General features: G+C 56.8%; 18 protein-coding genes. 5 read left to right on the forward strand and 13 right to left on the reverse strand.

What is annotated here, in order from left to right; genetic code table 11:
• Positions 1-190: 190 nt before the first annotated feature.
• Positions 191-1,933, forward strand: coding sequence for a CAP domain-containing protein (locus Q0915_RS05545; RefSeq protein WP_299474433.1), 1,743 nt, complete (start codon positions 191-193; stop codon positions 1,931-1,933).
• Positions 1,934-2,154: 221 nt separating this feature from the next.
• Here the strand turns inward: Q0915_RS05545 and Q0915_RS05550 are convergent, their stop codons facing one another.
• The 6 genes from Q0915_RS05550 to Q0915_RS05575 all read right to left on the reverse strand — a co-directional run bounded on the left by Q0915_RS05550 (position 2,155) and on the right by Q0915_RS05575 (position 10,226).
• Complete coding sequence (locus Q0915_RS05550; protein WP_299474436.1) at positions 2,155-3,417, reverse strand: ferric reductase-like transmembrane domain-containing protein; 1,263 nt, start codon at positions 3,415-3,417, stop codon at positions 2,155-2,157.
• 21 nt (positions 3,418-3,438) lie between these two features.
• Positions 3,439-3,933 carry a hypothetical protein gene (locus Q0915_RS05555; RefSeq protein WP_299474439.1) on the reverse strand — a complete coding sequence of 165 codons (495 nt, stop codon included), beginning with the start codon at positions 3,931-3,933 and terminating at the stop codon, positions 3,439-3,441.
• Positions 3,934-3,984: 51 nt separating this feature from the next.
• Positions 3,985-4,446, reverse strand: coding sequence for a hypothetical protein (locus Q0915_RS05560; RefSeq protein WP_299474442.1), 462 nt, complete (start codon positions 4,444-4,446; stop codon positions 3,985-3,987).
• 147 nt (positions 4,447-4,593) lie between these two features.
• On the reverse strand, positions 4,594-5,610 hold the full coding sequence (locus tag Q0915_RS05565) for an AraC family transcriptional regulator (RefSeq protein ID WP_299474445.1): 1,017 nt from the start codon (positions 5,608-5,610) through the stop codon (positions 4,594-4,596).
• A 385-nt stretch (positions 5,611-5,995) separates the two neighbouring features.
• A complete protein-coding gene (locus Q0915_RS05570) occupies positions 5,996-9,109 on the reverse strand; it encodes an efflux RND transporter permease subunit (RefSeq protein ID WP_299474447.1) in 3,114 nt (1,037 codons plus the stop codon).
• Positions 9,102-10,226 (reverse strand): efflux RND transporter periplasmic adaptor subunit, encoded by a 1,125-nt coding sequence (locus tag Q0915_RS05575; RefSeq protein WP_299474449.1) that lies wholly within the window; start codon positions 10,224-10,226, stop codon positions 9,102-9,104. Before Q0915_RS05575 ends, Q0915_RS05570 begins: the two co-directional genes overlap by 8 nt.
• 463 nt (positions 10,227-10,689) lie before the next feature.
• Here Q0915_RS05575 and Q0915_RS05580 point away from each other — a divergent pair, with 463 nt between their 5' ends.
• Positions 10,690-12,729 (forward strand): M10 family metallopeptidase, encoded by a 2,040-nt coding sequence (locus Q0915_RS05580; RefSeq protein ID WP_299474452.1) that lies wholly within the window; start codon positions 10,690-10,692, stop codon positions 12,727-12,729.
• Positions 12,730-12,785: 56 nt separating this feature from the next.
• On the opposite strand, the gene Q0915_RS05585 is transcribed toward Q0915_RS05580, so the two are convergent.
• The 6 genes from Q0915_RS05585 to Q0915_RS05610 are packed head-to-tail and all read right to left on the reverse strand — an operon-like array spanning position 12,786 to position 18,489.
• A complete protein-coding gene (locus Q0915_RS05585; RefSeq protein ID WP_299474455.1) occupies positions 12,786-14,057 on the reverse strand; it encodes an amidase family protein in 1,272 nt (423 codons plus the stop codon).
• Between the two features lie 36 nt (positions 14,058-14,093).
• Positions 14,094-14,747 carry a DUF2848 domain-containing protein gene (locus tag Q0915_RS05590; RefSeq protein ID WP_299474457.1) on the reverse strand — a complete coding sequence of 218 codons (654 nt, stop codon included), beginning with the start codon at positions 14,745-14,747 and terminating at the stop codon, positions 14,094-14,096.
• Positions 14,748-14,758: 11 nt separating this feature from the next.
• Positions 14,759-16,039 carry a TRAP transporter large permease gene (locus tag Q0915_RS05595; protein ID WP_299474459.1) on the reverse strand — a complete coding sequence of 427 codons (1,281 nt, stop codon included), beginning with the start codon at positions 16,037-16,039 and terminating at the stop codon, positions 14,759-14,761.
• Positions 16,036-16,569 carry a TRAP transporter small permease gene (locus Q0915_RS05600; protein WP_299474462.1) on the reverse strand — a complete coding sequence of 178 codons (534 nt, stop codon included), beginning with the start codon at positions 16,567-16,569 and terminating at the stop codon, positions 16,036-16,038. Before Q0915_RS05600 ends, Q0915_RS05595 begins: the two co-directional genes overlap by 4 nt.
• A 12-nt stretch (positions 16,570-16,581) precedes the next feature.
• Positions 16,582-17,628: a TRAP transporter substrate-binding protein gene (locus Q0915_RS05605; protein ID WP_299474465.1), complete on the reverse strand. Its 1,047-nt coding sequence runs from the start codon at positions 17,626-17,628 to the stop codon at positions 16,582-16,584.
• A 33-nt stretch (positions 17,629-17,661) separates the two neighbouring features.
• Entirely contained in the window at positions 17,662-18,489 is an 828-nt protein-coding gene (locus Q0915_RS05610; protein ID WP_299474468.1) for a putative hydro-lyase, read from the reverse strand.
• A gap of 114 nt (positions 18,490-18,603) precedes the next feature.
• Between Q0915_RS05610 and Q0915_RS05615 the strand changes: the two genes are divergently transcribed.
• Positions 18,604-19,476 (forward strand): LysR family transcriptional regulator, encoded by an 873-nt coding sequence (locus Q0915_RS05615; protein ID WP_299474471.1) that lies wholly within the window; start codon positions 18,604-18,606, stop codon positions 19,474-19,476.
• A 444-nt stretch (positions 19,477-19,920) separates the two neighbouring features.
• A complete protein-coding gene (locus Q0915_RS05620; protein ID WP_299474474.1) occupies positions 19,921-21,285 on the forward strand; it encodes a hypothetical protein in 1,365 nt (454 codons plus the stop codon).
• A 255-nt stretch (positions 21,286-21,540) separates the two neighbouring features.
• On the opposite strand, the gene Q0915_RS05625 is transcribed toward Q0915_RS05620, so the two are convergent.
• Positions 21,541-21,987, reverse strand: a complete 447-nt coding sequence (locus Q0915_RS05625) for an Lrp/AsnC family transcriptional regulator (protein ID WP_299474477.1) — start codon at positions 21,985-21,987, stop codon at positions 21,541-21,543.
• A gap of 123 nt (positions 21,988-22,110) precedes the next feature.
• Here Q0915_RS05625 and Q0915_RS05630 point away from each other — a divergent pair, with 123 nt between their 5' ends.
• A complete protein-coding gene (locus Q0915_RS05630) occupies positions 22,111-22,950 on the forward strand; it encodes a PhzF family phenazine biosynthesis protein (RefSeq protein WP_299474480.1) in 840 nt (279 codons plus the stop codon).

Below are 22,950 nucleotides of genomic sequence, written 5' to 3' on the forward strand. Positions count from 1 at the left end.
AAGAAAAATCTTTTTATTCAATAGCTTATGATTGTCACATTTTCATTTTCACCAACAACCCAGGTTGCCCGTACAGCGGGACAATTTTTCTGACACATCTTTTGCCAATTGCTTCCGCAATGCGGCGTTTCTTTCGCCAGAATTCGCGCCGAGCCTCTCGCGTGAAATTTGCAGCAGGAAAGGAAACGCAATGGTCAACAATCCGGTGAACAAGCTCAGTTCCAGCGAACAGTTGATCCTGGAGCTTGTCAACAAGGAGAGGCTGGCGGCCGGGTTGGAGCCGCTTGCCTCCGCCGCGCCGATCAACGCTGCCGCGCAGAAACACTCTGAATGGATGGCATCCGGGCGCGTGCTCGATCATACGGGGGCGGGTGGATCGAGCCCCTGGGATCGCATGAAGGCAGAAGGGTGGAACGAATATCCGATGGGCGAGAATATCGCCTACAATCCCTTTAACCAGCACAAGCCGATATCCGGGGCCTATGTTCCGCAGGCAATTGTTGAAGGCATGCATACCGGCTGGATGAACTCTACCGGGCACAGGGCCAATATTCTCAATTCGGATTACACCGTGATCGGGATCGGCGATGCCGTCGGCGGCCATCCGAGCGATGCGGGGCATTCGACAAGTTACGGCACACAGAACTTTGCCGGTACGACCAAGAACTATGTCACGGGTGTCATCTTTGACGATGCAGACGGCGACAAGTTTTATGACATTGGCGAAGAACTGGGGTCGGCAACGGTCACGATCGTCAATTCTTCCGGAACGACCGTTGCAACGAAGTCGACGGATCCGGGAGGCGGATACAGCATTGCGCTTGCAAACGGGTCCTATACCGCAAAGTTCACCGGGAGCGGGATCGACGGAACCATCGAGAAGAGCTTTTCGATTTCCGGCAAGAACGTCAAGATTGACGTCAAGGACGGGTCCGAAGGAGGCGGAACGCCGCCGCCTGTTGGCGGTAACGGCGATGATACGGTCACTTATACCAACGGTGATGATTTCTGGGACAACGGTGTTCCCAGAGACATCGGCGGTGCCGGGGTCGATACGCTCGTCATCGCAAAGGGCTCGGTCTTCAATACCTCCGGTCTCTCCTGGTACGGGTTTGAGCGTTTTCTGGGGGCTGACAAGAATGACCGCGTCGTCGGCAACGAAGCAGGTGTCGATTACCGTCTGAGCGGTGGCGGCGGCAACGACATCCTCCAGGGAAACGCCGGCGACGATACCCTTCTCGGCGGTCCTGGAAACGATCGTCTCTACGGCAAGGCCGGCAACGACATCATCAAAGGGGGCGCCGGGCGTGATGTCATGTTCGGTGGTGCCGGAAACGACACGATCCACTACGGCAGTGGCGATATTTTCTGGGACAACGGGAAGCCGAGAGATATTGGCGGTTCCGGGGTCGACACGCTTGTCGTGGAGGCAGGATCCAGATTTGCAACGTCTGCATTGTCGAAATACGGATTTGAACGCTTCAAGGGCGCGGACAAGGATGACCGGGTCGTCGGAGACGATGCCAAGGTCGGCTACGTCCTGAATGGCGGAGGCGGCAACGACTTCCTGAAAGGAAGCGCAGGCAACGACACGCTGTTGGGTGGTTCCGGCAATGACAGGCTTGACCCCGGTGCGTCCTCAGGGGGGCTTCAGAAGCTTTCCGGGCAATCCGGCAACGACACCTATATGATCTCGTCGAATTCGGGCCGGGTCGACATCATCGAACTGGCCGGAAACGGCAACGACACGCTGATTTTCAAGGACCTGAAAAGATCGGACGTCGAGGTGTCGCTGAATGCCCAGGACAAGATGGTCCTGTCATGGAATGACGGTGCCGGGCAAGTGACGATCAACGACGAGGGCGCACATCTCGATCAGTTCGTCTTCATGCACGGCGCCACCTATCAACCGGACGATTTTTCCTTCGTTTAACCCTTCCCTAGGGAGCTCTGCTTCTGCAAGCGGAGCTCTCTTCCTGGCCTTGGCAAGGACCCATTGATAGCCAACGTATCGACCGGGACGAAGCCGTGAACTCGTTTCGCTGTCGTTGGCTTTGAGTCACGGGGTGAGCGCTCTGCTTGCGGCCGGACAATGTCGAGGTTCGGAGCAAAACGGCCATTGGAACATTCAGCCCCAATGGTCCTTTTCGCGTTCTATCGAAATTCGAATGCCTCGACGTGAATAGTCTTTCGCTTGACGCCTTCTCTTTTGAGGTCCTTCATCAATCCATCCACCATGGGCTTTGGCCCGCAGACAAAGTACTCGTAGTCGGTGAGTTGGCCAGGTAGCCTCTCCTTCGCAGCATCAACACGTGCAAAATCACCCTCATCTGAAAAAAGCGGATAAAGCGTTACGTTGTCCCGCTGCGCTGCTATTTCTTGAAGTTCGTCCAGGAATATCGCTTCCTCCTTGCTACGGGCCGCATACGCGAAGTGAATTTCCCGGTCGTCGTTTTCCTCCATGGCCCGGAGTTTTGAGAGGAACGGCGTCAGACCAATGCCTCCAGCGATCCAGACCTGTTGTTTGGACGCAGTCTTCGAGGCATCAAAACGTCCATACGGACCCCGGACAATGACTTCACCGCCGGGCTTGAGCTCTTCTCGAACTTTGCGTGTCCAATCTCCAAGCACTTTCATGGTGAAACGCAGCCGGTCTTCATTTGGAGCGCTGGAGATTGTAAATGGGTGCGGTTCTGACCAGCCTTTGCCCTGAACTTCCACAAAGGCAAATTGACCGGGTTTGAACTTCAGCATGTCGCCAACGGGTTTCAAGACAACTTCAGTGGCGCGTTCCAGCGAGTTTACGGTTTCGATTGTGAAACGTGTCGCGGTACGTTTGTTCATTCCAAACATCGTATAGATTAATGCAACCGTGCCGACTAAAGCTGCCAGGATCAGAACGAGGCCCGACGCACTGAGGCGTTCAAAGAAGATACCGGGCGCGTTCATGAAATGGCCGATTACCAGGATGTACACCAGCGCCATGACCTTATGTGGATTGCGCCAACGGGAATAACTGATCTTCCTATTGAGCGCGACAAACAGTCCGATAACCAAAAGGACCATGGAGGCCATGCCGATCTGGGCTGATGGAAAGGTCGAGTTGAGAACCGGATCCACACCCGCTGGAAGTTCTTTGGGAATGCTGAAGAAGTGCACCAGCGCAAAAACCGCTGTGAACGTTCCTGCCACACGGTGAACCTGATACATTCTGTCCAGTCCGCCAAACATCTCCTCAAAGACTTCCAGCCGCGTTGCCAATATCACTGAGCATGTCATCAGCAAAAAGCTGATGCCGCCCAGAAGCGTTGAAAAGGTGGTTCTGAGAGTATGCTGGTCAGGCACGAAGGCGAGATGAAGCAGGGTGAAGACCGCAATTACGGCGATGATGGCGTTGATACCTTGCAGGCGCAGCATGACCTCGCCTCCTTTCCGGACTTAGTTGTTCGTGGATTGGGGGTGAATGGCGGCTTTGGCTGCAACGACAACCGAGAAACCCGATAGATATTCAGGCTCGGTCAGCGTCCTGTCCCGATCCAGATCGGCGCGCAGGAAATCGAGATCAATCGACTCCCGGTATTCGGCTGCCGTAACTTGACCGTCCGCATTGCGATCCCAGAGCGCGAAAACGACGCGCATAGCCGTTTTGAAGGCTTCACTTTGGCCAGCGTCTTCGGCGGCGTTGTGCATGCCAAAGCCCCAGTTGTAGAATTCGTTGAGGGCCAGAGCCTTGGAGTTGTCGTTATCCATGGAAGAAAAGACAGCATCTCCAAAGCTTGAATATTCGCTGGCAGTCAGGTGTCCGTCCTCGTCCTTGTCGATGGATTGAAAGGCCAAACCGGACAACTCTTTCCAGTCATTCTCGTCTGCTGCAGCTGGCATTGCGAATGTCAGTGAAGACAACATTGCGATGCTTAGAATTGACATTTTCATTTTGAATTCCTCCAGGTTTGACGTGGTCGCGGACCACTTGGCGTGATGAACTCAGTTGGATTTTTCGGTGACGTAACCGGCGCGCACTGCACAGCAGAGGCCGAGAAACCCCATGACGGTCCGGAACCAGTGCATTTTTTGCCAAGTCGCGAGCTCGGCGATGGTGGCGCTGGCGCTCAGGGCTCCACCTGCAAGCAGTGGATTGGCGTCACCGAAATAGAGAGGGAGAGTGGCGACCATAGCGAGCGCGGCTGTGGCCGCCGCAGCGAGCCAAAGCCTGTTCGGCAGCTTCATCCAGAGAGCAAGCCCGGCCACAATCATAACGGAACCCGTACCCAGAACGGTCAGCACAGCCATAGTGCCACCGACCGGCGCCAGGTTCGCCTCGAAGACCCTCGTGAATTCAGCTGGTTTCAGAGATTGCCAATACGGCACAAGGCCAGTTGCAATCAGCAAAGAGCCACCGGCCAACAGGCCGAGCAGGATGGTTGCGAATTGTGAAAGTAACGTCAACTTGCTTCTCCTTCCGTTGCCTGCAGATTTGAATTCAGGACGCAATGGCTCACCCGTTGCTGCGCATCGGTTGGGTTTCGCCTGGATGTTTGTGATTGCCGGAACTCAGATCGTCCGATGAGTACAGATCGTCACGTTCGCTGCGGTTTATTCGATGATTTTGTTGAACTGCTTTCGAAAGTCCGAAGGCGTTTGTCCGGTCCACCGTTGAAAGGCCCTTCGAAAGGCTCTTTCATCCGAATAGCCAAGCAGAAACGCGATTGAACCTATGTCGTTGCGATTATCGCGCAGAAGCTCCGTTGCGCGGTGTTCGCGTATCTTGTCAATCAAACCCTGAACCGTCGTGCCGTTTTCTGCCGCGATCCGCTGGGCGGTGCGCACACTCATGTTGGCAGCGGCAGCAACGCTGGCGGCGTTGAACACACCCGCTCGTGCGTTTTCGGCGGCTGCCTGTCTGAGCGTTTTGAGTTCCTTTGGCTCCTTAGCAGCTTCAATTTGCTTCTTAACGCCCGAAAGATGGGTCAGGACATAATTGAAGAGGTCAATGTTCGCCTGTTTTATCGGCTCGTTGAGCTTCTCCGGCTTCAAGATAAGACTGATTTCACTGGCGTTGAATTCGACCGGCACCCCGAAGTAATCGACATAGTGCGCCACATCGCAGTGCGGCTGGTGCGAGAAAGTGATGCGCTCAAAGCAGTTCGATATTCCCAGAAACTCAGAAAACAGGCGCGGTATCGACGCGGACCCGATTTCTGCCGAACGGCCACCATCCATATGGTTCATAGGATGGCTAGACACGATCTTAGCTTCCATAGGGCCTTCCTGGAATGTCAGTTCCAACTGGTCCGAAATGATTGAGCAGTTCTTTGTCAGGAGATTAATTTCCGTGCGAAGTTCATCGGCAAATCGGGCACCCTCAGCCAAGCCTCCAAAAAACGAAAAGGGAGCGGCGCGCGCGATATCCAGGGTAATCGGCTCATTGGGAAACCGCTCGCCAAGCAGTGCCATAATTCTCGGTGTTACATCTTCGGGCGGACGAGACTCCGGATTCATCAGTATGTTGCACGGTAATCCGGCGGCATCCTGCACCTCAGATATTGTCAGCCCGCGTGAGAGCGCTGATGCAACCACGGTCATTACGGTTCCATTGCTCACGGTCGTCATGATTGAGCCTCCGCAGATCTTGTCCAGGGCAATGAGCGACGCAGCGGATACCTGCTCACATCAAAAGATGGCGCCTGGTATCCCTTCTGCACTTGAAAAAAGTGTGTCATCTCAACCTTCTGGAACTTCGTTGTTGAGATCAGAATGACGGTTCACCCCTCGAAATCACAGGACAATACCTGCCAAATGCCGGACAATTTCCGCCAAAACAGGTCATTCCTCGCCAGAAAGTCACCGATCTGAAATGATCGCGATCAGCGTTCGGTGTGAGAGATTTTGCAAACACAGCCTATGGTTCGAAACAGCTTGGCAATGGAGCTAGACGAATGCGCTTTGGGTCGAGAGAAGACATGCGTCGTTGCATATTTCCTTCGCAAGGTAAGAACTAGTTTTGCTCAACCGTTGAAAGCTCGGCTTCGAGCCGTTTTTCAGACGCGCCCGGCGGTTTTGCCCAACTGGCGATGATGCGGTAGACAGCCGGTGTCAGAAACAGCGTGAAGATCGTTGCAAGGCCGAGGCCGCCAACGACTACCCAGCCTACCGCCGTTCTGGCTTCTGCCCCGGCGCCAGTCGCAAGCACCAAAGGTATGCTTCCGGCGACCGTTGACGCCATGGTCATCATCACTGGCTTCAGCCGGATCCGCATTGCATTGCGGATCGCCGTATCCACGTCCTGTCCCTGCTGGCGGAGCTGGTTGGCGAACTCGACTATCAGAATGCCGTTCTTCGCCATGATGCCGACGAGGATAACGAGCCCGATCTGGCTGTAGTAGTTCAGGCTGCCACCGGAAACGAGGATTGCCAGCAGTGCCGTACCAAGCCCGCATGGTACGGTGATCAGGATGATGAGCGCGCTTGAAAAACTCTCGAACTGCGCTGACAGCACCAGAAAGACAATCAGGAGTGCGGCCGCGAAAACGATCAGCGTCGTTGTCTCTCCGGTTTCAAGGGTCGCCGCCTCGCCAAGAAACACCAGCCGGCCTTCGTTCCCCAGAACGTCGGGGGCGATGTCCTTCAGTCTATCCACGGCCGTGCCCAGGTCGACACCACTGCCGAGATTGGCCTGTGCCGTGACAGCCCGCTCTCTTGCTTCGCGGCTCAATGTGGATGCCGCGGCAGCAACTGACAGTCTCGCAACGGTCGAAATCGGGACGAACTGGCCGTTGCCGGCCCGTATGAACGTGTTTTCCAGGTCACCCTGGTCGTTGATCGGGCGGCCTCCAAGCTCGAGGCGGACTTCCACTGTCTCGTTGTTCAGGAAAATCTCGGAAACCTTGTTGCCCTCAATGACCGTGTTGAGCGTTTCCACCACGTCACGCGGCTCGATATCGAGGTTTGCCGCCTGATCCCGGTCAACCTCGAGCAGTAGCTGCGGCTGGTTGATCTCGTTGACAAGCTGGACGTTGGCAAAGGCCGGATCGTCCTCCATCTTCGCGATCAGGGCATTGGTCAGATCGCCCAGTTCGTCGTATTCCTTGCCGACAACGGCGAACTGGACGCCGCGCCCGGCGCCACGTATGCCCAGACTGTTGGATGCCCGCAAGGAGATGAAGGCCCCCGGGATCCGGCTGACGGGGCCTTGAATTTCCGCCGCGATCTCCTGTTGGCTGCGCGCCCGGTTCTCCCACTGATCCAGGCGGACAAATACGAGGGCAAAACTCGTCGATCTCAACCCAATGAGTGACTGAACGGCGATCACTTCTCCGGACGCGACATAGGGTTCGAGGATCTTTTCAACGCTGGCCACCTGCTGGCTTGTATATTCCAGACTGGCCGAGGAGGGCGTGCGCAGGGCAATCATGATCGTGCCCCGATCTTCGGAGGGTGTGATCTCCTGGGGCAGGTAATCGTAAAGCGCCAGGGAGCCTCCGGCAAAAACGAGAGCTGAGAGAAGAACCAGATACCTTGCTTTCAGGATAACCGCGATCAGTCGCTCGAATGCGGTCACGACGGCGCCGCTGCCTTGCTGCGGTTTCAGATCAGTGGTTTCTGTTTCGGGCTTGCCCGGATCGACGAAGGCGCAAAGCGCCGGGCTGAGCGTCAGCGCAACAAAAGACGAAAGCGCGACGGAAAATGCGAGCACAAAACCGAATTCGCCGAAAATTCCACCGGCCTGTCCCGGAAGGAAAGAGATCGGAATGAACACGGCGGCAAGCGTTGCGGTCGTTGAAATCACGGCGAAAAAGACTTCCCGCGTGCCGACTGCGGCAGCCGCGAATGCGCCGAAACCCTGTTTCCGCCGCCGCACAATATTCTCAAGCACAACGATGGCGTCATCGACGACCATGCCTGTGGCCAGAACCAGTGCAAGCAATGTGATTGTGTTGAGCGAAAATCCCGCGGCCCAGATCGCTGCAAGCGTTCCGATCAGGGCAATTGGAACGGCGACCGCCGGAATGACCACCGCGCGCAGCGAGCGCAGGAACAAAAAAATCACGGCCACCACGATGACAACCGCCAGCGCGATGCTCGTGACGACGCCGGAAATCGAGCGTTCGACAAAGACACCGTCGTCGGCAACTATGATCAGATTGGCGCCCTCGGGCAGTTCTTCCTGGAGATCGGCAACTGCAATTCGCGCAGCATTTGAGATCGAAAGCGTGTTTGCATGGGACTGGCGGATGATGTTCAGTCCGACGGACGGTTGACCGTTGATGCGGGTGATCACGGACGGGTCGTCGGAGGAGAACTGCACGAAGGCAACATCGCCGATCACGGTCTCCCGGTTGAGGCGGATCGCCGATATGGTTTCTTCGGTCGTCGTTGAAGCGACAGAGCGTACCACGAGCTCCTGAGTTGGCGTTTCCAGCGCGCCGAGCGGAATATCCAGGTTAGCGCTGGCCAGGGCTGCGCGCATATCTGCAAGGGAAATGCCCCGGCTCGCGAGCGCTACCGGAAAGAACGTGACGCGCATGATGCGGGCATAGTCGCCCGCGACCTGCACCTCCGAAACGCCGTCGATGGCCAGAAGCCGATCCGAGACGATGCCCTCCGCCAATGAAGCGAGATCTGTCAGTGGCAGGCTTCCACTGAGGGCAAGACGGACAATCGGGTCCGCATCGGCATCGCTCTTTTGCACCGTCGGGTCTTCGACATCGTCCGGCAGGTTCCGCTGCGCCCTGGACACGAGATCGCGCGCGTCATTCGCCGCCTCGGTGACATCGGTCGAGGTGTTGAGCTCCAGCGTCAGGCTGGAGCTTCCGTAAGACGATGTCGCGGAAATGTTCTCAAGACCTTCCAATCGCGCAAGGGCATCTTCAAGCACGCTGGTAACTTCTGCATCCACGGTACTGGCCGCAGCTCCCGGATATGTCGCGCGAACCGATATGACCGGATTGGAGACATTCGGAAGTTCCCGGACTTCAACACCGCTGAACGCTGTAACGCCCGCAATGATGACAAGCAGATTGAGAACGAGCGCCAGGATAGGCCGGCCGACAAATGTTGCGGCAAATCCGAGCTGGCTGCGCGAAAAGCTGCCGGGCCCGGTATCATCCATCGGTCGTCTCCGCGACGTCGACGGCGACAGTCACACCCTGGCTGACCTTGAAGGCACCGTCCCTGATCACCTCGTCGCCTTCCTTCAGATCGGCCTCAAGCCAGACATTGTCGCCGAGCCGGTGTCGCAGGACGACGTCAATTCGCTCCGGCTGGTTTTCCGAGCCGAGCTTCCAGACATAGGCTCCATTCGGGCTCCACAGGATCGAGACCGCCGGAACCATCGGCATGGGCTCGTCTTTGCTCGCAAGACTGACGCTGAAGGTCATCCCGGGCAACAGAAGGTTCTGCGGGTTCTGGACTTCCGCACGGACGCGGATTGTTCGGAATTCCTCGTCAATGGAACTGTCGAAAGAGGTGACCTCACCATTGAAGACCCGTCCGACGAGCGCGGGTGTCGTCAGGCGAACGGGTACGCCCGTCCTGATCTGGCTGATCGCTGTCTCGGGAACCGTGAACTCCACAAGAAGGCTGCTGGCGTCCACGAGCGTCACGATTTCCGCACCCTGAGGCAGATAGCTGCCGACGGTCAGGTCATTGAGGTTGATGCGGCCGGAAAACGGCGCTCTGATGATCCTGCGGTCGTATTCGTACTGAGCCTCGGCAACCTTTGCTTCGGCGACGGCCAGGGAGGCTCTTGCTTCGTCAACTTGCGCCTGGGAAACGGCATTGCTGCTCTGATCCAGGAGGGTTTGATAGCGATTGAAGGACGCTGACTGCTGGTCCAACTCCGCCTTCGCGCTTTCCAGCAGAATTTGCTGGGTCTTGCGTTCCAGCGTCACGATCGGGTCGCCTGCTTCGACATCGGTGTTCGGCTGAACGTGAATTTCCTCAACCGTGCCGGCTACGTCCGCGGTGACATGAATCAACCGGATCGCCTTTCCGGTTCCGATCGACTGGATCCGGGAACGGGGAGGGGTAAAGGCAACGGGTGTTGCCGTCACGACAATGGCGTTGGTCGGAAACGCCGATTGCGATGAAGCGTCATTTGATGCTCCATCCGCCGAGTTTTCCCGCGGTGGGCCTTCGCTTGAGAAAAACAGGCCGCTTGAGGAAACCCATACCCCAAGAGCAAAGGCGCAAACCAGCGCCAGTATCCAACCCGTCAGCCGGTTCATCCATGTTCCTCCAAGGGCTCTCAGGAATAGTTTGTCGAAGTCAAAAGATCACAGTGTTGCCGCCATTCGCAAGGTGTATGCGACCGGCGTGCAGGTCAATTTGCAAAGCAGTGCGCAGCAAAGTCTTCCTGTGAAGGTTGATTGCATCTTTTGTAATATGTATCGTAATTATACTTAAAAATTCAAAACAATTTCGAATTATAGCTTCCGTTATTTGATGCGTTAAGTTTGCGTTGTGGAAATGTATTTTAATTTTACTTGTGAGCGAATCGCATTCTTCATAGGTTGGAATCCATGAAACGTCTTCGGGTAATCGGGCATCTATCGACACCTGACGTCTGCGATGAGGTGGAGCTTTTGTGCAGTGGTGCTGCGTTTGCAGTGCGCTGCCTTTTTTGTGGCCGGCGCTTCGCCGCTATCGCGTTTCATGAGGTCTGACAAGAATAAATGAGGTAAGTACGACATGTGTGATCTCTGTGTTGCGACCGGCCGCACCTCCGAACTTCCTGTTGTCGCCGGCTTCAGCTGCGATGACGGTGTTGGCTCGGGGGCCAATGCGTTGGCGGACGGGTCCGCCGTTTCTTTGGCACCGCTACCTGTTTTTACAAACGACCAGATTGCGGATCAGCTGACGCAGGAAACATCCAACGGTTCTCCGATCTCCTTCAACGCCGGTCCGGGTGACACGATCACAGTGGACATTACCGGTCTGACCAACGACGGGAAATTCCTGGCGACAAACGCGTTGGAAGCCTGGGAGAACGTGACGGGCCTGAATTTTTCCTTCGTCACAAGCGGTGCGCAGATCACATTTGATGATGAAGATTCCGGAGCCTATGCCAGTTATTCCTGGTGGAGCAACGGTGACATGATCACCGCCGATGTCAACGTTTCGAAGGCATGGCTGAATTCCTACGGAACCAGCATCAACAGCTATTCTTTCCAGACGTATATCCACGAGATCGGGCACGCGCTCGGGCTGCGGCACGGCGGAAACTACAACGGATCGGCGACATATGGCGTCGACAATCACTATCTGAACGATTCCTGGCAAGCGACCGTGATGTCCTATTTCAGCCAGACAGAAAACACATACATCAACGCGAGCTACGCTTATGTGATCACGCCGATGGTCGCAGATATCGTCGCGATCCACGATCTTTACGGCACTCCGGCCAGTATCCGCACCGGGGCAACGGTCTACGGCAACAACTCCAATGCCGGCGGCTATCTGGAGACGTTTTTCGATTCAAATCAAACCGCTGCGATGACTATCTACGATAATGGTGGAACGGATCTGTTCGACTTTTCGCATGTCGGTTCCAATCAGCGTATCGACCTGAACCAAGAAGCCATCTCGAATGTCGGCGGTTTGACCGGGAACCTGATCGTTGGGCGCGGTACCATCATTGAAAACGCGAACGGCGGCAGCGGCAACGATGAGCTGATCGGCAACGGTGCCAACAACACGCTCCTGGGCAATGATGGCGATGACGACCTCATCGGCGGCGGTGGAAACGACATCCTGCGCGGTGGCTACGGCAAGGACAACATGTCCGGCGGCTCCGGCAATGATATCGTCTACTATACAAATGGCGATACTTTCTGGGTCAACGGGACACCGAAGGATGTCGGTGGGAGCGGGACAGATACGCTCATCATGGAGAACGGATCGGTCTTCAACACCAGCGGGCTTTCCTGGTACGGATTCGAAAAGTTCGTTGGTGCGGGGCGCGATGACCGCGTCGTCGGCAACGATGGCTCGGTGAATTATGTACTTGAAGGCGGCGGCGGCAACGACACGCTCATCGGCAATGCCGGAGATGATGAGCTGCTGGGTGGTGCCGGTAACGACTTTCTTCGGGGCGGCTGGGGCAGCGACACGTATTCTGGTGGTGCAGGCAACGACACGATCTATTATGGCAGCGGGGATAAGTTCTGGGACAACGGCACACCGCTGGATATCGGCGGCATCGGCACGGACAAGCTCATTATCGAAGCGGGGTCGAAATTCAACACGTCCGGGCTTTCCTGGTACGGGTTCGAGCAGTTTCAGGGTGCGGAGAAGGACGATCGTGTTGTCGGCAACGATGCCAGCATCGACTATTGGATGAATGGCGGTGGCGGCAACGATATCCTGAAGGGAAGCGGCGGCACCGACACGCTGATAGGCGCTGCTGGCAATGACACTCTGGATGCCGGCGGCTCTGCGGGCGGTTGGCAGAAACTGGAAGGCGGTGGCGGCGACGACACTTATGTCGTTTCATCGGACGGAGGCTGGATCGATATTGTCGAACTGATTGGAAACGGCATCGACACGCTGTTCTTTAAAGATCTTCAGGTTTCCGATGTCGAAGCTTCAACGGACAGCACCAGCAACATGCTTTTATCCTGGGCAAGTGGAGCCGGTCAGGTCCGCATCAACGATTTGGGAGCCCATGTGGACAATTTCGAGTTTTCGGATGGATCAGTGCTGCAACCGGACGACTTTGTGTTTGTCTGAAAGAGCGTCGTGAGCGGCAGGCTTCCATTTCATTTTTTGGATGCCTGCATCCGAACTCAAAGCGCTGCCTCGACCACTTTCGCGCAGGCCAGAAGCTGATTGTCGCGGCCTCCGCCCGCGACCAGCATTGCGCTCAAGGTTTTGCCACCATGCCGGTAGGGAAGGGCAATTGCGCAGGCGTCGGCGATATTGGCAAGCGACGGATTGCGAAGGGCCAGAAGATTGAACCGGTTGAAGTCCGCGTCATCGGCAAGGTCTTCAACGCGCGGCGGCAACTTGGGAGTAGTCGGCAGCAAAAGCATGGCCGATCCGAGCTCTTCGCGGAATTCTGAAATGAATTTCTCGCGCCTGTTCAGTGTCTGCCGATACTCGACCGCTGTTACTTCCTCTGCGCGTGCCATCCGGGCATGGACACGCGGGTCGAAGTCTCCGGCAGAGTTTTGGAAATAGTGTTCGTAGTGGGCGCGGGACTCCACGGACGTCATATGCCAGGGCGGAAGATGCTCATAGTGGGACAGCGCCGCAATTTCCTGTTCCACGATCTCCAGTCCGGCATCGCGAAGGGTCCGGACCACGGTATTGAACCCGTTTGCCACATCTGCATCGATCTCGTCGAAGCCGAAATTAGCCGGTATGACCAGTTTTGCTGCTGCCGGGGATGATGGATCGGTGTCATGTCCTGCCATGATCTGCCAGGCAACCTCGCATTCCGCCACCGTTTTCGCCATTGGACCGAAACTGTCCAGGCTGTCCGAGAGCGGCTTGCCGCCCGCCATCGTCACGGTGGATTGCGTCGGTTTGAAGCCTGTAATGCCCGTGAAGGCCGCCGGTATGCGCAACGAGCCGCCGGTGTCGCTGCCAATCGCGATGTCGCAGAAACCGAGTGCCACCGAAACAGCCCCGCCACTCGTGGAGCCTCCCGGTGCGCATCCGGGATAGGCGGGGTTTTGAGGGGTGCCGTAGTGCGGATTCAGTCCCAGGCCGGAATAAGCGAATTCGGACATGTTGGTCAGACCGACGAAAACGGCTCCGGCCGTGTTGAGGCGGGCAATGGCCGTCGCATCGGTGCTCGCGGGAGGATCGTTTGCCAGCACTTTCGTCGCGGCCGTTGTCGTCTCACCCTTTACGTCAAACAGTGCTTTCACGCTGATCAGTGCACCAGCGAGCGGGCTAGCCGCCTGAGCAGCGTTTCCAGCCTGCGCTTTTGCTCTCGAGGGCAGAAGTTTCAAGAACACAGATTGTGCGGAAGCATCACCGGATATTCTTTCAAGCGTTTGTTCCAGCCGGCGTTCGGCACTTTCGGGCGTCCAGGGAAAGGGTGCGCTCATCTGGTGGGTCCTGTGTTTGAAACGTCAGCGGGGAGGTTACGAGATGATCCGGAGATTAGTGGTTCGGTAGCGCCAGTCAATCGACTGGCCGTTTGTCGGATCACTCAGTGACATCCTGAAACCTGCCGATGGCCTGACACCGCCGATTGCCGGCAGCGTGCCGCACAACATGGCGCTTCCGTCGGTAAGTCCAGCACCTTCGATCAGGTGTCTGAGCGGCAGGATCGAAGCGAGCGTTCCCTCCTGATAGAGCGTCCAGCTGCCGTCTTCTTCAATCCAGGACCTCAAGACATAATCGTCGAGGTTGGGTTCAACCTCGTCGAACCGCCAGAGTGTTTCGGCCACCGGCTTGGCGCAAATCTGCTTGGACGCCGCGACAGAGTGGGCTTCCAGGGCGCGGTCCGTATGGTCCGAGGCAAGACCCAACCAGATCTGGCCGTTGAGCCGAAGAAGAAACGGTTCGGCTTCTCCGGACGTCTTGGTGCCGAGCGCATGGATTTCGCTTTCTTGGGTCAAGAGGGCAGGTGCGCACTCGTAGTAGAGCGGCACACTCGATGGCGCCGGAACCCCGAGCTCTGCCAATTCAGCGATGTGATGATCGACGGAGGAAAGGTCTCGGCCGGTCCATCCGGCCACGATGAGCCGGTCGGGAGTGCATGAAAGCACTCCGTTGCTGGTCTGAAATTTCATGAGTTCGTCTCTTAGAGGGTTGATGGCAGGAACAGGGCCAGTTGCGGCATCAGGATGAGCAGGCCGACCATTGCAAGCATGGCGAGCGCATAGGGAATGCATCCCAGCATGACATCGCTGAAACTGCCCGATTTCCGCGCTGCCTGGACGACATAGAGGTTGAGGCCGACCGGCGGTGTGATCAGCGCCATTTCGACCAGAATGATCATCAGGATGCCGAACCAGATCTTGTCGTAACCGAGCTGGACGATGATCGGCACCACGATGGGTATGGTCGCGACCATGAGAGAGAGGGTCTCGATGAAAAAGCCGAGCACGATGTAGATCAGGATGATGACGAGCAGCGTTTCAAGCGCGCCAAGGCCCAATCCGGTCAGGAGGTCCTGCAGAGCGCGGCTCACGCCTGCCGCGGTGAGTGCAAAGTTCAGCACATAAGCGCCGATCACGACAAGCATGATCATCGCGGATGTCTTGACCGAACCGCGCAGGGCGTCCTGCAGCATCTCCCAGGTCAGTGCCCGTTGATGTGCGGCGATCAGAAGCGCAATGGCAACGCCAACTGTGGCGGCTTCTGTCGGAGTGGCCCAGCCGGCATAGATCGAGCCGACGATGGCACCGAACAGCCCGAAAATAGGAAGGAGATCGGTCAAACCACCGAGCTTTTCCGCAAGCGAACTGGAGCGGCGCGGCCCACCAAGACCGGGCCTGACAACGCACATGATCACCGTGATCAGCATGAAGAGACCCGCCAGGAAGAGGCCGGGCACCAGACCGGCGAGAAACAGTTGCGGGATCGAGCTTTCGGTCAGGAAGCCGTAAACGATCAGGTTGATGGAAGGCGGGATCATGATCCCGAGCGTTCCGCCGGCAGCGATTGCCCCGGAAAAGAGCTTCTGGTTGTAGCCAAGGGTCTTGGCCTGCGGCATGGCAACGGTGGCAACGGTCGCCGCTGTTGCGACTGACGAGCCGGATGTTGCCGAAAACATCGTCGAAGTCGCGATATTGGCGTGGATCAGCCCACCAGGCATCCAGGCTACCCATTTTTCAAGGGCGGCGTAGGTCCGCTTTGCAACGCCGCTGCGCACCAGGATTTCACCCAGCAGCACAAACATGGGAATGGCGATCAGCGTCGCGCTGTTGGACGAGGACCAGACAACCTGGCCGAGGCCGCGCATCAGCGGAAAGGGGCTGAAGAATTCGTCGATGCCGAAGGCAAGAAGAAAGAGCACAATGCCGACGGGGATGGAAAGTGTCAGCAGGCCGAGAAGGCCGACGGATGTGAACGCGATCATGCTTCCCCCCTTGCACCGGCAATCGAGTCGACGGACTTGTAATCGGACGAGGCGAATTTCACGAGGACGGTCAAGAGCAGTATGCAGGCTGACACGGCAAACCAGACCCAACCGGCCCACCAGAGCAGCTGCGGTATCCAAAGCGGCGTTTCGAGCGGCGTGTTCGCTCGCGCACCGGTCGACAGTGTTTTTTCCAGAACACCCCAGCCTCTCCAGGCAACCACGATGGCCGTTCCGGAGAGGCAGAGGAGGGACAGAATGTCAAAAATGGCCCTGCCGAGCGGAACCAGGCGCTGGCGGAGCAGGTCGATGCGCACATGCGCCTGCTCCGTCAAGGCGTAACTGATGCCCCAGCTTGTGGTCACCGCCATGACATAGCCAGAGATTTCATCAACTCCCCCGAGCGAACCACCCAGGCGCCGGGCGATGATCTCCACGAGTGTGAACACGACGCAGGCAAGCAGAACCAGGCCGACCACGATTGCGAGACGGTCATTTATCCGCCTGAGCTGCGATGCCAGGGAAGTCATTGAAATCCTGCCTTAGTTGGTTTCGAGTTTGACGCCGGTAACCTTGCCGACACTGTCGCTCCAGCGGCTGGCCCAGTCACCACCGGCGCGCTCGGCCCAGTCCGGCAACACTTCGCTGATGAGCACATCCTTGGCCTTGGCCTGGTCGGCTTCGCTTGCCTCGACAAGGATCAGACCACGCGCTTCGCCGTAGGGGCACTCGCCGTTGCCGGTGAGGCAGGCGACATCATTTTCAAGCGCATTTTGAGCCGTTTCCCAGGCCTTCGCCTCCAGGTTTTCCTTCACGCCTGTTTCCAGCGTCGCTTTTTGAGCGTCCGAAAGAGTGTTCCACTTGTCCAGATTGATGGCGGTCACGACCGGGTCCCATCCGCCGAGCGGCAGCGGCATCAGGTGTGTTGAAACTTCCCACCAGCCGGCATTGTAACCGGATCCGGCTCCTGTGATGGCGCAATCGACGACACCACGCTGCAGGGCGCCCGGAACTTCACCGAAGCCGACATTGACGCCTTCTGCGCCCAGGGCTTCCAGAAACTTGGCTGTCATCCGGCCGGAGGCGCGCACTTTCTTGCCCTTGAGGTCGTCGAGAGACCCGATCTCGGCGTTGCAGAAAACGACTTGTGGCGGGTAGGGCGCAATGCCCAGAACCTTGGCATTGAAGACGTCGCGGTAGATGTCATCGACCATCGGACGTGCCGCCTCGACGGCCTTCTGCGCCGTGGATGCATCGGTGGCAATGAGCGGAACGTCCAACCCCTCGAGCGCAACACTGTCCGAAACGGCGTAGTCGGCAACGGTCATACCAACATCGAAGACACCCTGCGAGAGAAGACGGAAGACGTCACCGCCACCGATGCCCATCTGGTCGTGGGTCGTAAGAGAAGCGGTCAGATCGCCGCCGGAGAGTTCGGGCAGTTTTTCGGTCCAGAAAGGGGCTTCATACTGCTTGTGGAGCGGCAATCCGCTCCAGCTGCCGACAACGGCCAGCTCTTCAGCCTGTGCAGCGGTTCCTGCAGCGAACGCGATCAGTGAGCTCGCGGACAACAATACCAGTCTGTTCATTGCGTTCATCCTCTGTTTTTCTCAATCTTTCAGCTAGTTATCGTTATAGGGGTAGAGCGGGTCCGTGTGCTCTCCGACATCGGCGATGAGCATGGCGCCCGGGGAATGGGTCATTGAAAGTGGCGGTCTGGACCGCATGATCGCGGCCTGTGGCGTGACCCCGCAGGCCCAGAACATCGGGACTTCGTCGTCCGCGAAACTGACGGGCTCGCCCCAGTCCGGGTTATCGAGATCGGCAATGCCGATCGCCTGCGGATCGCCGACATGGACCGGCGCACCGTGAGCAAGTGGATAGCGTCTGCAGATCTCTTTGACTTCGCTAAGACGCGCTTCCGGGATCGGCCGCATCGAGACGACCATTTCGCCTTGGAAGGGGCCGCTTTTCGTTGTTTCAATTGAAGAGCGGAACATCGGCACGGTGACGTTGCTGTCGATGTGGCGCATTGCGATCCCGGCGTTGCGCAGGGCGTCCTCGAAAGTGAACGAGCATCCGATTGCAAAGGCGACAAGGTCATCGCGCCAGTGATCGTAAAGATCAGGGACCTGTGCCTCCAAAACGCCATTGCGGTAAATGTTGTAGCGGGCGGCATCGGTGCGAAGGTCGATATCAGCTCCGAGCCGTGGGAGCGTCACGTCGCCGGGCTTCGAAACACCGGCAAGCGGACATGCCTTCGGATTGAGCCGGCAAAAGGTGTGAAAATCCTCCGCCAGATCACCGGGCAAAATCGCCAGATTGCACTGAAGACGTCCCTTGGCGAGACCTGCTGTGTGGCCCGTGTAACGCCCTTCGCGGATCAGACTGCGCTGCGTGGCAGTGTCCAAGTCAAACAGGTCTGGAAGCAGGGCGTTCTGGTGCGTCATGTCCACCTCGAAATTCGGTGGCAAAATGCTGCGGCGGATCTATTATCAAGTCAAATCGTGATTTTCTGTCCAAAGTGATCAAATTTTTTTATCGCTTTTCGGGGGGTGGCAACCATGACCTTTGAGCAACTCAAGACCTTCCTGACCGTCGCACGCATGGGCGGTGTGCGCCGGGCGGCGGAGCAGATGAACGTCTCTCAACCGGCTGTTTCCACAAGGATTTCAAGCTTGGAGTCCTATCTGGGCACCGAGTTGTTCAGCCGTGTTTCGACCGGTGTGGTGCTGACCCGAAATGGCGTGCTGCTGCAGAACCATGCCGAACAGATCATGGCGATCATGGAACGGATCAAGGGAGACGTGATGGCGGAGGACAGCATCAGCAGCCTCCTGCGCCTCGGTGTCGCTGAGACTGTGGCGCAGACATGGCTGCCCGATTTCCTCCGAGAACTGCACCACAGTTTTCCCAAACTCAAGATCGAGGTGTCAGTGGATATTTCGGTCAACTTGAGGGAAATGCTTCTGGACAGATCACTTGACCTTACAATCCTGATGGGCCCGATTTCCGAATACAGCGTCGACAATCTGGACCTGCCGCCGTTCGAGCTGTCCTGGTATCGGCCCGTCGATCTTGTAGACCCCGATCTCAGCACGACGCCGGTCATCACGTATAACCGCAACTCGCGACCGCACCGGGAGCTGACACAGGAACTGCGTGACCGGTACGGCAGCACCGCACAGGTCTTTCCGACCAACTCCCTCTCAACCGGATTTGAGATGGTCGCATCCGGGATCGGCGTTGGTATCCTGCCGCATGTTCTGGGCCGGCGCCTTGTTGAGGAAAACCGGATCACAACCTTCGACCCTGGCTGGCAGGCAACCCCCTTGCACTTCACGGCAACCTATATCGGCGAACCCAGAAACGAACTGATCGCGCGTGCAGCGCGGGTCGCACAGAAGGTGGCGTGGGCGTTCGGGGAGGCGGTTTGAAAAGGTGACCCACTTGAGTGAGCGCGCCTGCAAGGCTGCGTCAAAACCTGTTGGGCGCGATAAACCTCAAGAGAATTTCCGAAGACGGACGGACGTTTTTTGCGTGCATCCGGGCACGCTGAGCCAGCTTTCGGGACAAGTGCAGGATTTGGACAAGCTGCTGAACCGTCAGCGTCGCGGTCCACAGCCAAGTCGGTAGCCGTATGCATATCATTGCAACATGATCGTGCAGTTATTCCAATTCAAGAAGGCGCGGTCGTGAACTAGGTTCGGCACGACATGTGTTGAACGCATCGATTCTGCGAAGCTCGAGCGTTTGAACGAAGACACTTTGAGGCAATCAGGTCGAAAATCAGTCTGCCGGCGGCGGAGCTTCCTGCCTTCAAGTCAATGATTCCGTCGTGCCTGGCATGTCGGAATTTTTATTATTTATGGACCGCAAAGATGTTGGAAAGAATTCAGATTGAAAGATCCGTTGGTCATATGGCGCGTAACAACATGGCCGACGTTCGAAAGGTGCAGGAGCGGCTGAATGAGTTGCTCGAGCCGAGCCGGTCCCGATTGGTGCCGGACGGTATCAATGGGCCGCAGACAAAGGATCTCATCGGAGACTTTCAGACGAAGGTTGTCGGCTTCAATGTCCCAGACAAACGCGTCGACCCTGTTGGAAAAACGATCTCCGCGCTGAATGACATTGCCTCGAAGGCAATTTGGAGAGGGCAGCCGGTCGAACCAAAACCAGTTAACCCGGGAAAACCGGATCCGGAGTCACCGGTGTCGTTCGACAAGATGCCGAAGATTGGCGTCATCGGTCCGGTGGATCAGAATGGCGGGTTTGATACCTATCCGCCGCCGGCACAAGTGCTTGGGCCGTCACAGGTCAACACAATGGTAGATCGTGACGGTGCGTGGATCATGGTTCCTGTCGGTGGTGAGCGGGAGATTTCGCTCGATCTCGATCCGGACAAACCGGTTCAGTTCCACACTCTCGGTATGGATGAAAACGGTGTCGTCAACTCGATCATGCGCGATCGGTTGCTGAGGGCGACGGTCAACGGAAGAAACCTGAAAATCAAGGGCCTGACACCGTGCAAGGATTGCAGGCTCGACATCGTCCAAAACGGCAGACACCTGAGGCTTTATGTTTCGGTCAAACCACTTCGGATCCTGCCTCTCTTTGCCTTTCGGGTCGATCACGGGCGGCGAATGAAGACCCGTGTTTCCTCGTCGGAACTGCGATCAATCGTGCAAATGGCCAACGCGGACATTTTGCGGCATCAGTGCAACATCGAGTTCGACCTCAAGGACGACAGAGAGTTGTCGACCGAGGAAATCGGGCGCCGCATCGGTCGGTCCCTAACCGTCAGCTCATTTAGCAGGGACGAATTGCAGTATCTTACGCCGTTTGCCGTCAACAGAACCCTTCCGCAGCCTCATGGTGCGGAGGAGGTGAAAACAGTCAACCTGTTTTTCGTCCGGGAAATCAGAGACCTTGCACAGAAAAGTGCGGACATCAGAGGTTTTATGAAGGACCAAGGTCTTCCCTCAGGTATCTGCGTGATTGATGACCATTCCACCCGCCATTCGACGGACGTAAAAGCGCTCGCCCGCATACTTGCGCATGAGGTTGGTCACATGCTGATCGGCGATATCTATACGCATGGTAGCGCCATCAATCAGGCCGAGGTGCACAACCCATACAGGGATGCACTGATGTTCAGCTACACAAATGGCGGCTACCGGCTGTACAGAGTTGAAATCGAGACGATGAACCCCACAAAACGTCAGCAGCCAATGATGCTATTCTAAAACCGCCAGAATGCGTTCAAGTTCGGGTTTCAGAAAACACTTTTGAAATGAGGCTCGACTTGCTTCTCACTGTATTATTGTTTGAGACATGTCTGTTTTTTGTGACCGCCTCAGCGCCTCCAGCCGGTACTTGCAGATGGGCAGGACTTTTATCAATTTTATTCGGACACAATTGTCTTTCGCCGAAGATCAAATCGCTTCGAACAAGTCCGGAAAGAGAAGCAAACAGCCAACCTTAGTGATCTCAATACCCGCCTAGTCCAGGGGCGGCAGTCTGTTTTCGAAAACGAAGGACTTCACTATGGAGGTGTTTGTTTCTGCGCGGTCATGGAACGGCAGCAGAATGTCATCCAGTTCCGCCACGTCCCTGAGAAGCAGCCTGGCAACATAACAATCGTCGCCGGTGACCCGGTCGCAAGATGTGAACCGCGGCTCTTCCTGGATCATTTTTTCGACGGTGTGAAGCTGCCCGCTGCGCGGTTTGATCCTGACGAGCGCCTGGATTGTGTAGCCGAAACGGCGCAGGTCGATCCTCGCGCCGAACCCAATGACGAAACCGCGCTCCTGCAGACCACGCAGCCTTTCACCGACCGCCGGACCTGAAAGACCCACCTCTTTGCCGATATCGGCGAGACTGGTGCGGCCATGGACATCGAGAATCTCGACAATTCGACGGTCTGTTTGATCAAGATCTTTTGACATGAAAACAATTTAAATCAGATGGAATTGATACGAAAGAGAAAACGCCGAAAAGCAATCGATGTTGCGGGGACAATCACGCTGCATGTCAACTAAGATCCAGCAACGAAAAGACAGGAGTTTCCAATGGATGTTCAACGAATTGCGGCGTTCAGCCAAGGATCTGAGGGTGGTAATCCGGCAGGTGTTGTGCTGTTGCAGAGCGCTGTCAGCGAAGATGAGATGGCGCGCGTCGCTGCCGAAGTGGGGTATTCCGAAACGGCTTTCGCCACCGAGCAAGGAGATGAAGGCAGAACGTGGCGGGTCCGTTACTTCTCGCCCGAATCCGAAGTACCGTTTTGCGGACATGCGACTATCGCCCTTGGCGCAGCATTGGGAAAACAAAACGGCGCAGGCACCTATACCCTCGTTTTGAACGACGCCACGATCACCGTGGACGCTGTATCGACGCCGGAAGGAATGATGGCGACCCTGTCATCCCCTCAAACGAAAAGCCGTGCGATGACCGAGGCGGAAGCGCAGGACGTCATGTCGCTGTTCGGATTGACTTCGGACGATCTCGACCCACGGCTGCCCGCAGCACATATCCATGGTGGCGCCAACCACGTCGTGTTGCCCGTTAACGACCGCGCGCGGCTCGCAGCAATGGACTACGACCTCGACAAAGGACGCGCCGTGATGCGCAAACATGACCTGGTAACGGTGATGCTGGTCTTTATTGAGGAGAACCAAACTTTTGTCGCTCGCAATGCTTTCGCCTCAGGGGGCGTTCTTGAAGACCCGGCAACGGGTGCCGCCGCTGCTGCTTTCGCAGGCTACCTTCGAGACAGTCGCTGGCCACACAATGGCGCCTTTACGATCCGGCAGGGTGAAGACATGGGCAGTCCGTCCCTGATCAAGGTTTCGCTGGACGACACGAAAGGCGCGTCCGTGCGGGTTTCGGGCGGTGCGCGTGACATCAAATGA

This window comes from uncultured Roseibium sp. (genome assembly GCF_947494555.1).
GTDB lineage: Bacteria > Pseudomonadota > Alphaproteobacteria > Rhizobiales > Stappiaceae > Roseibium.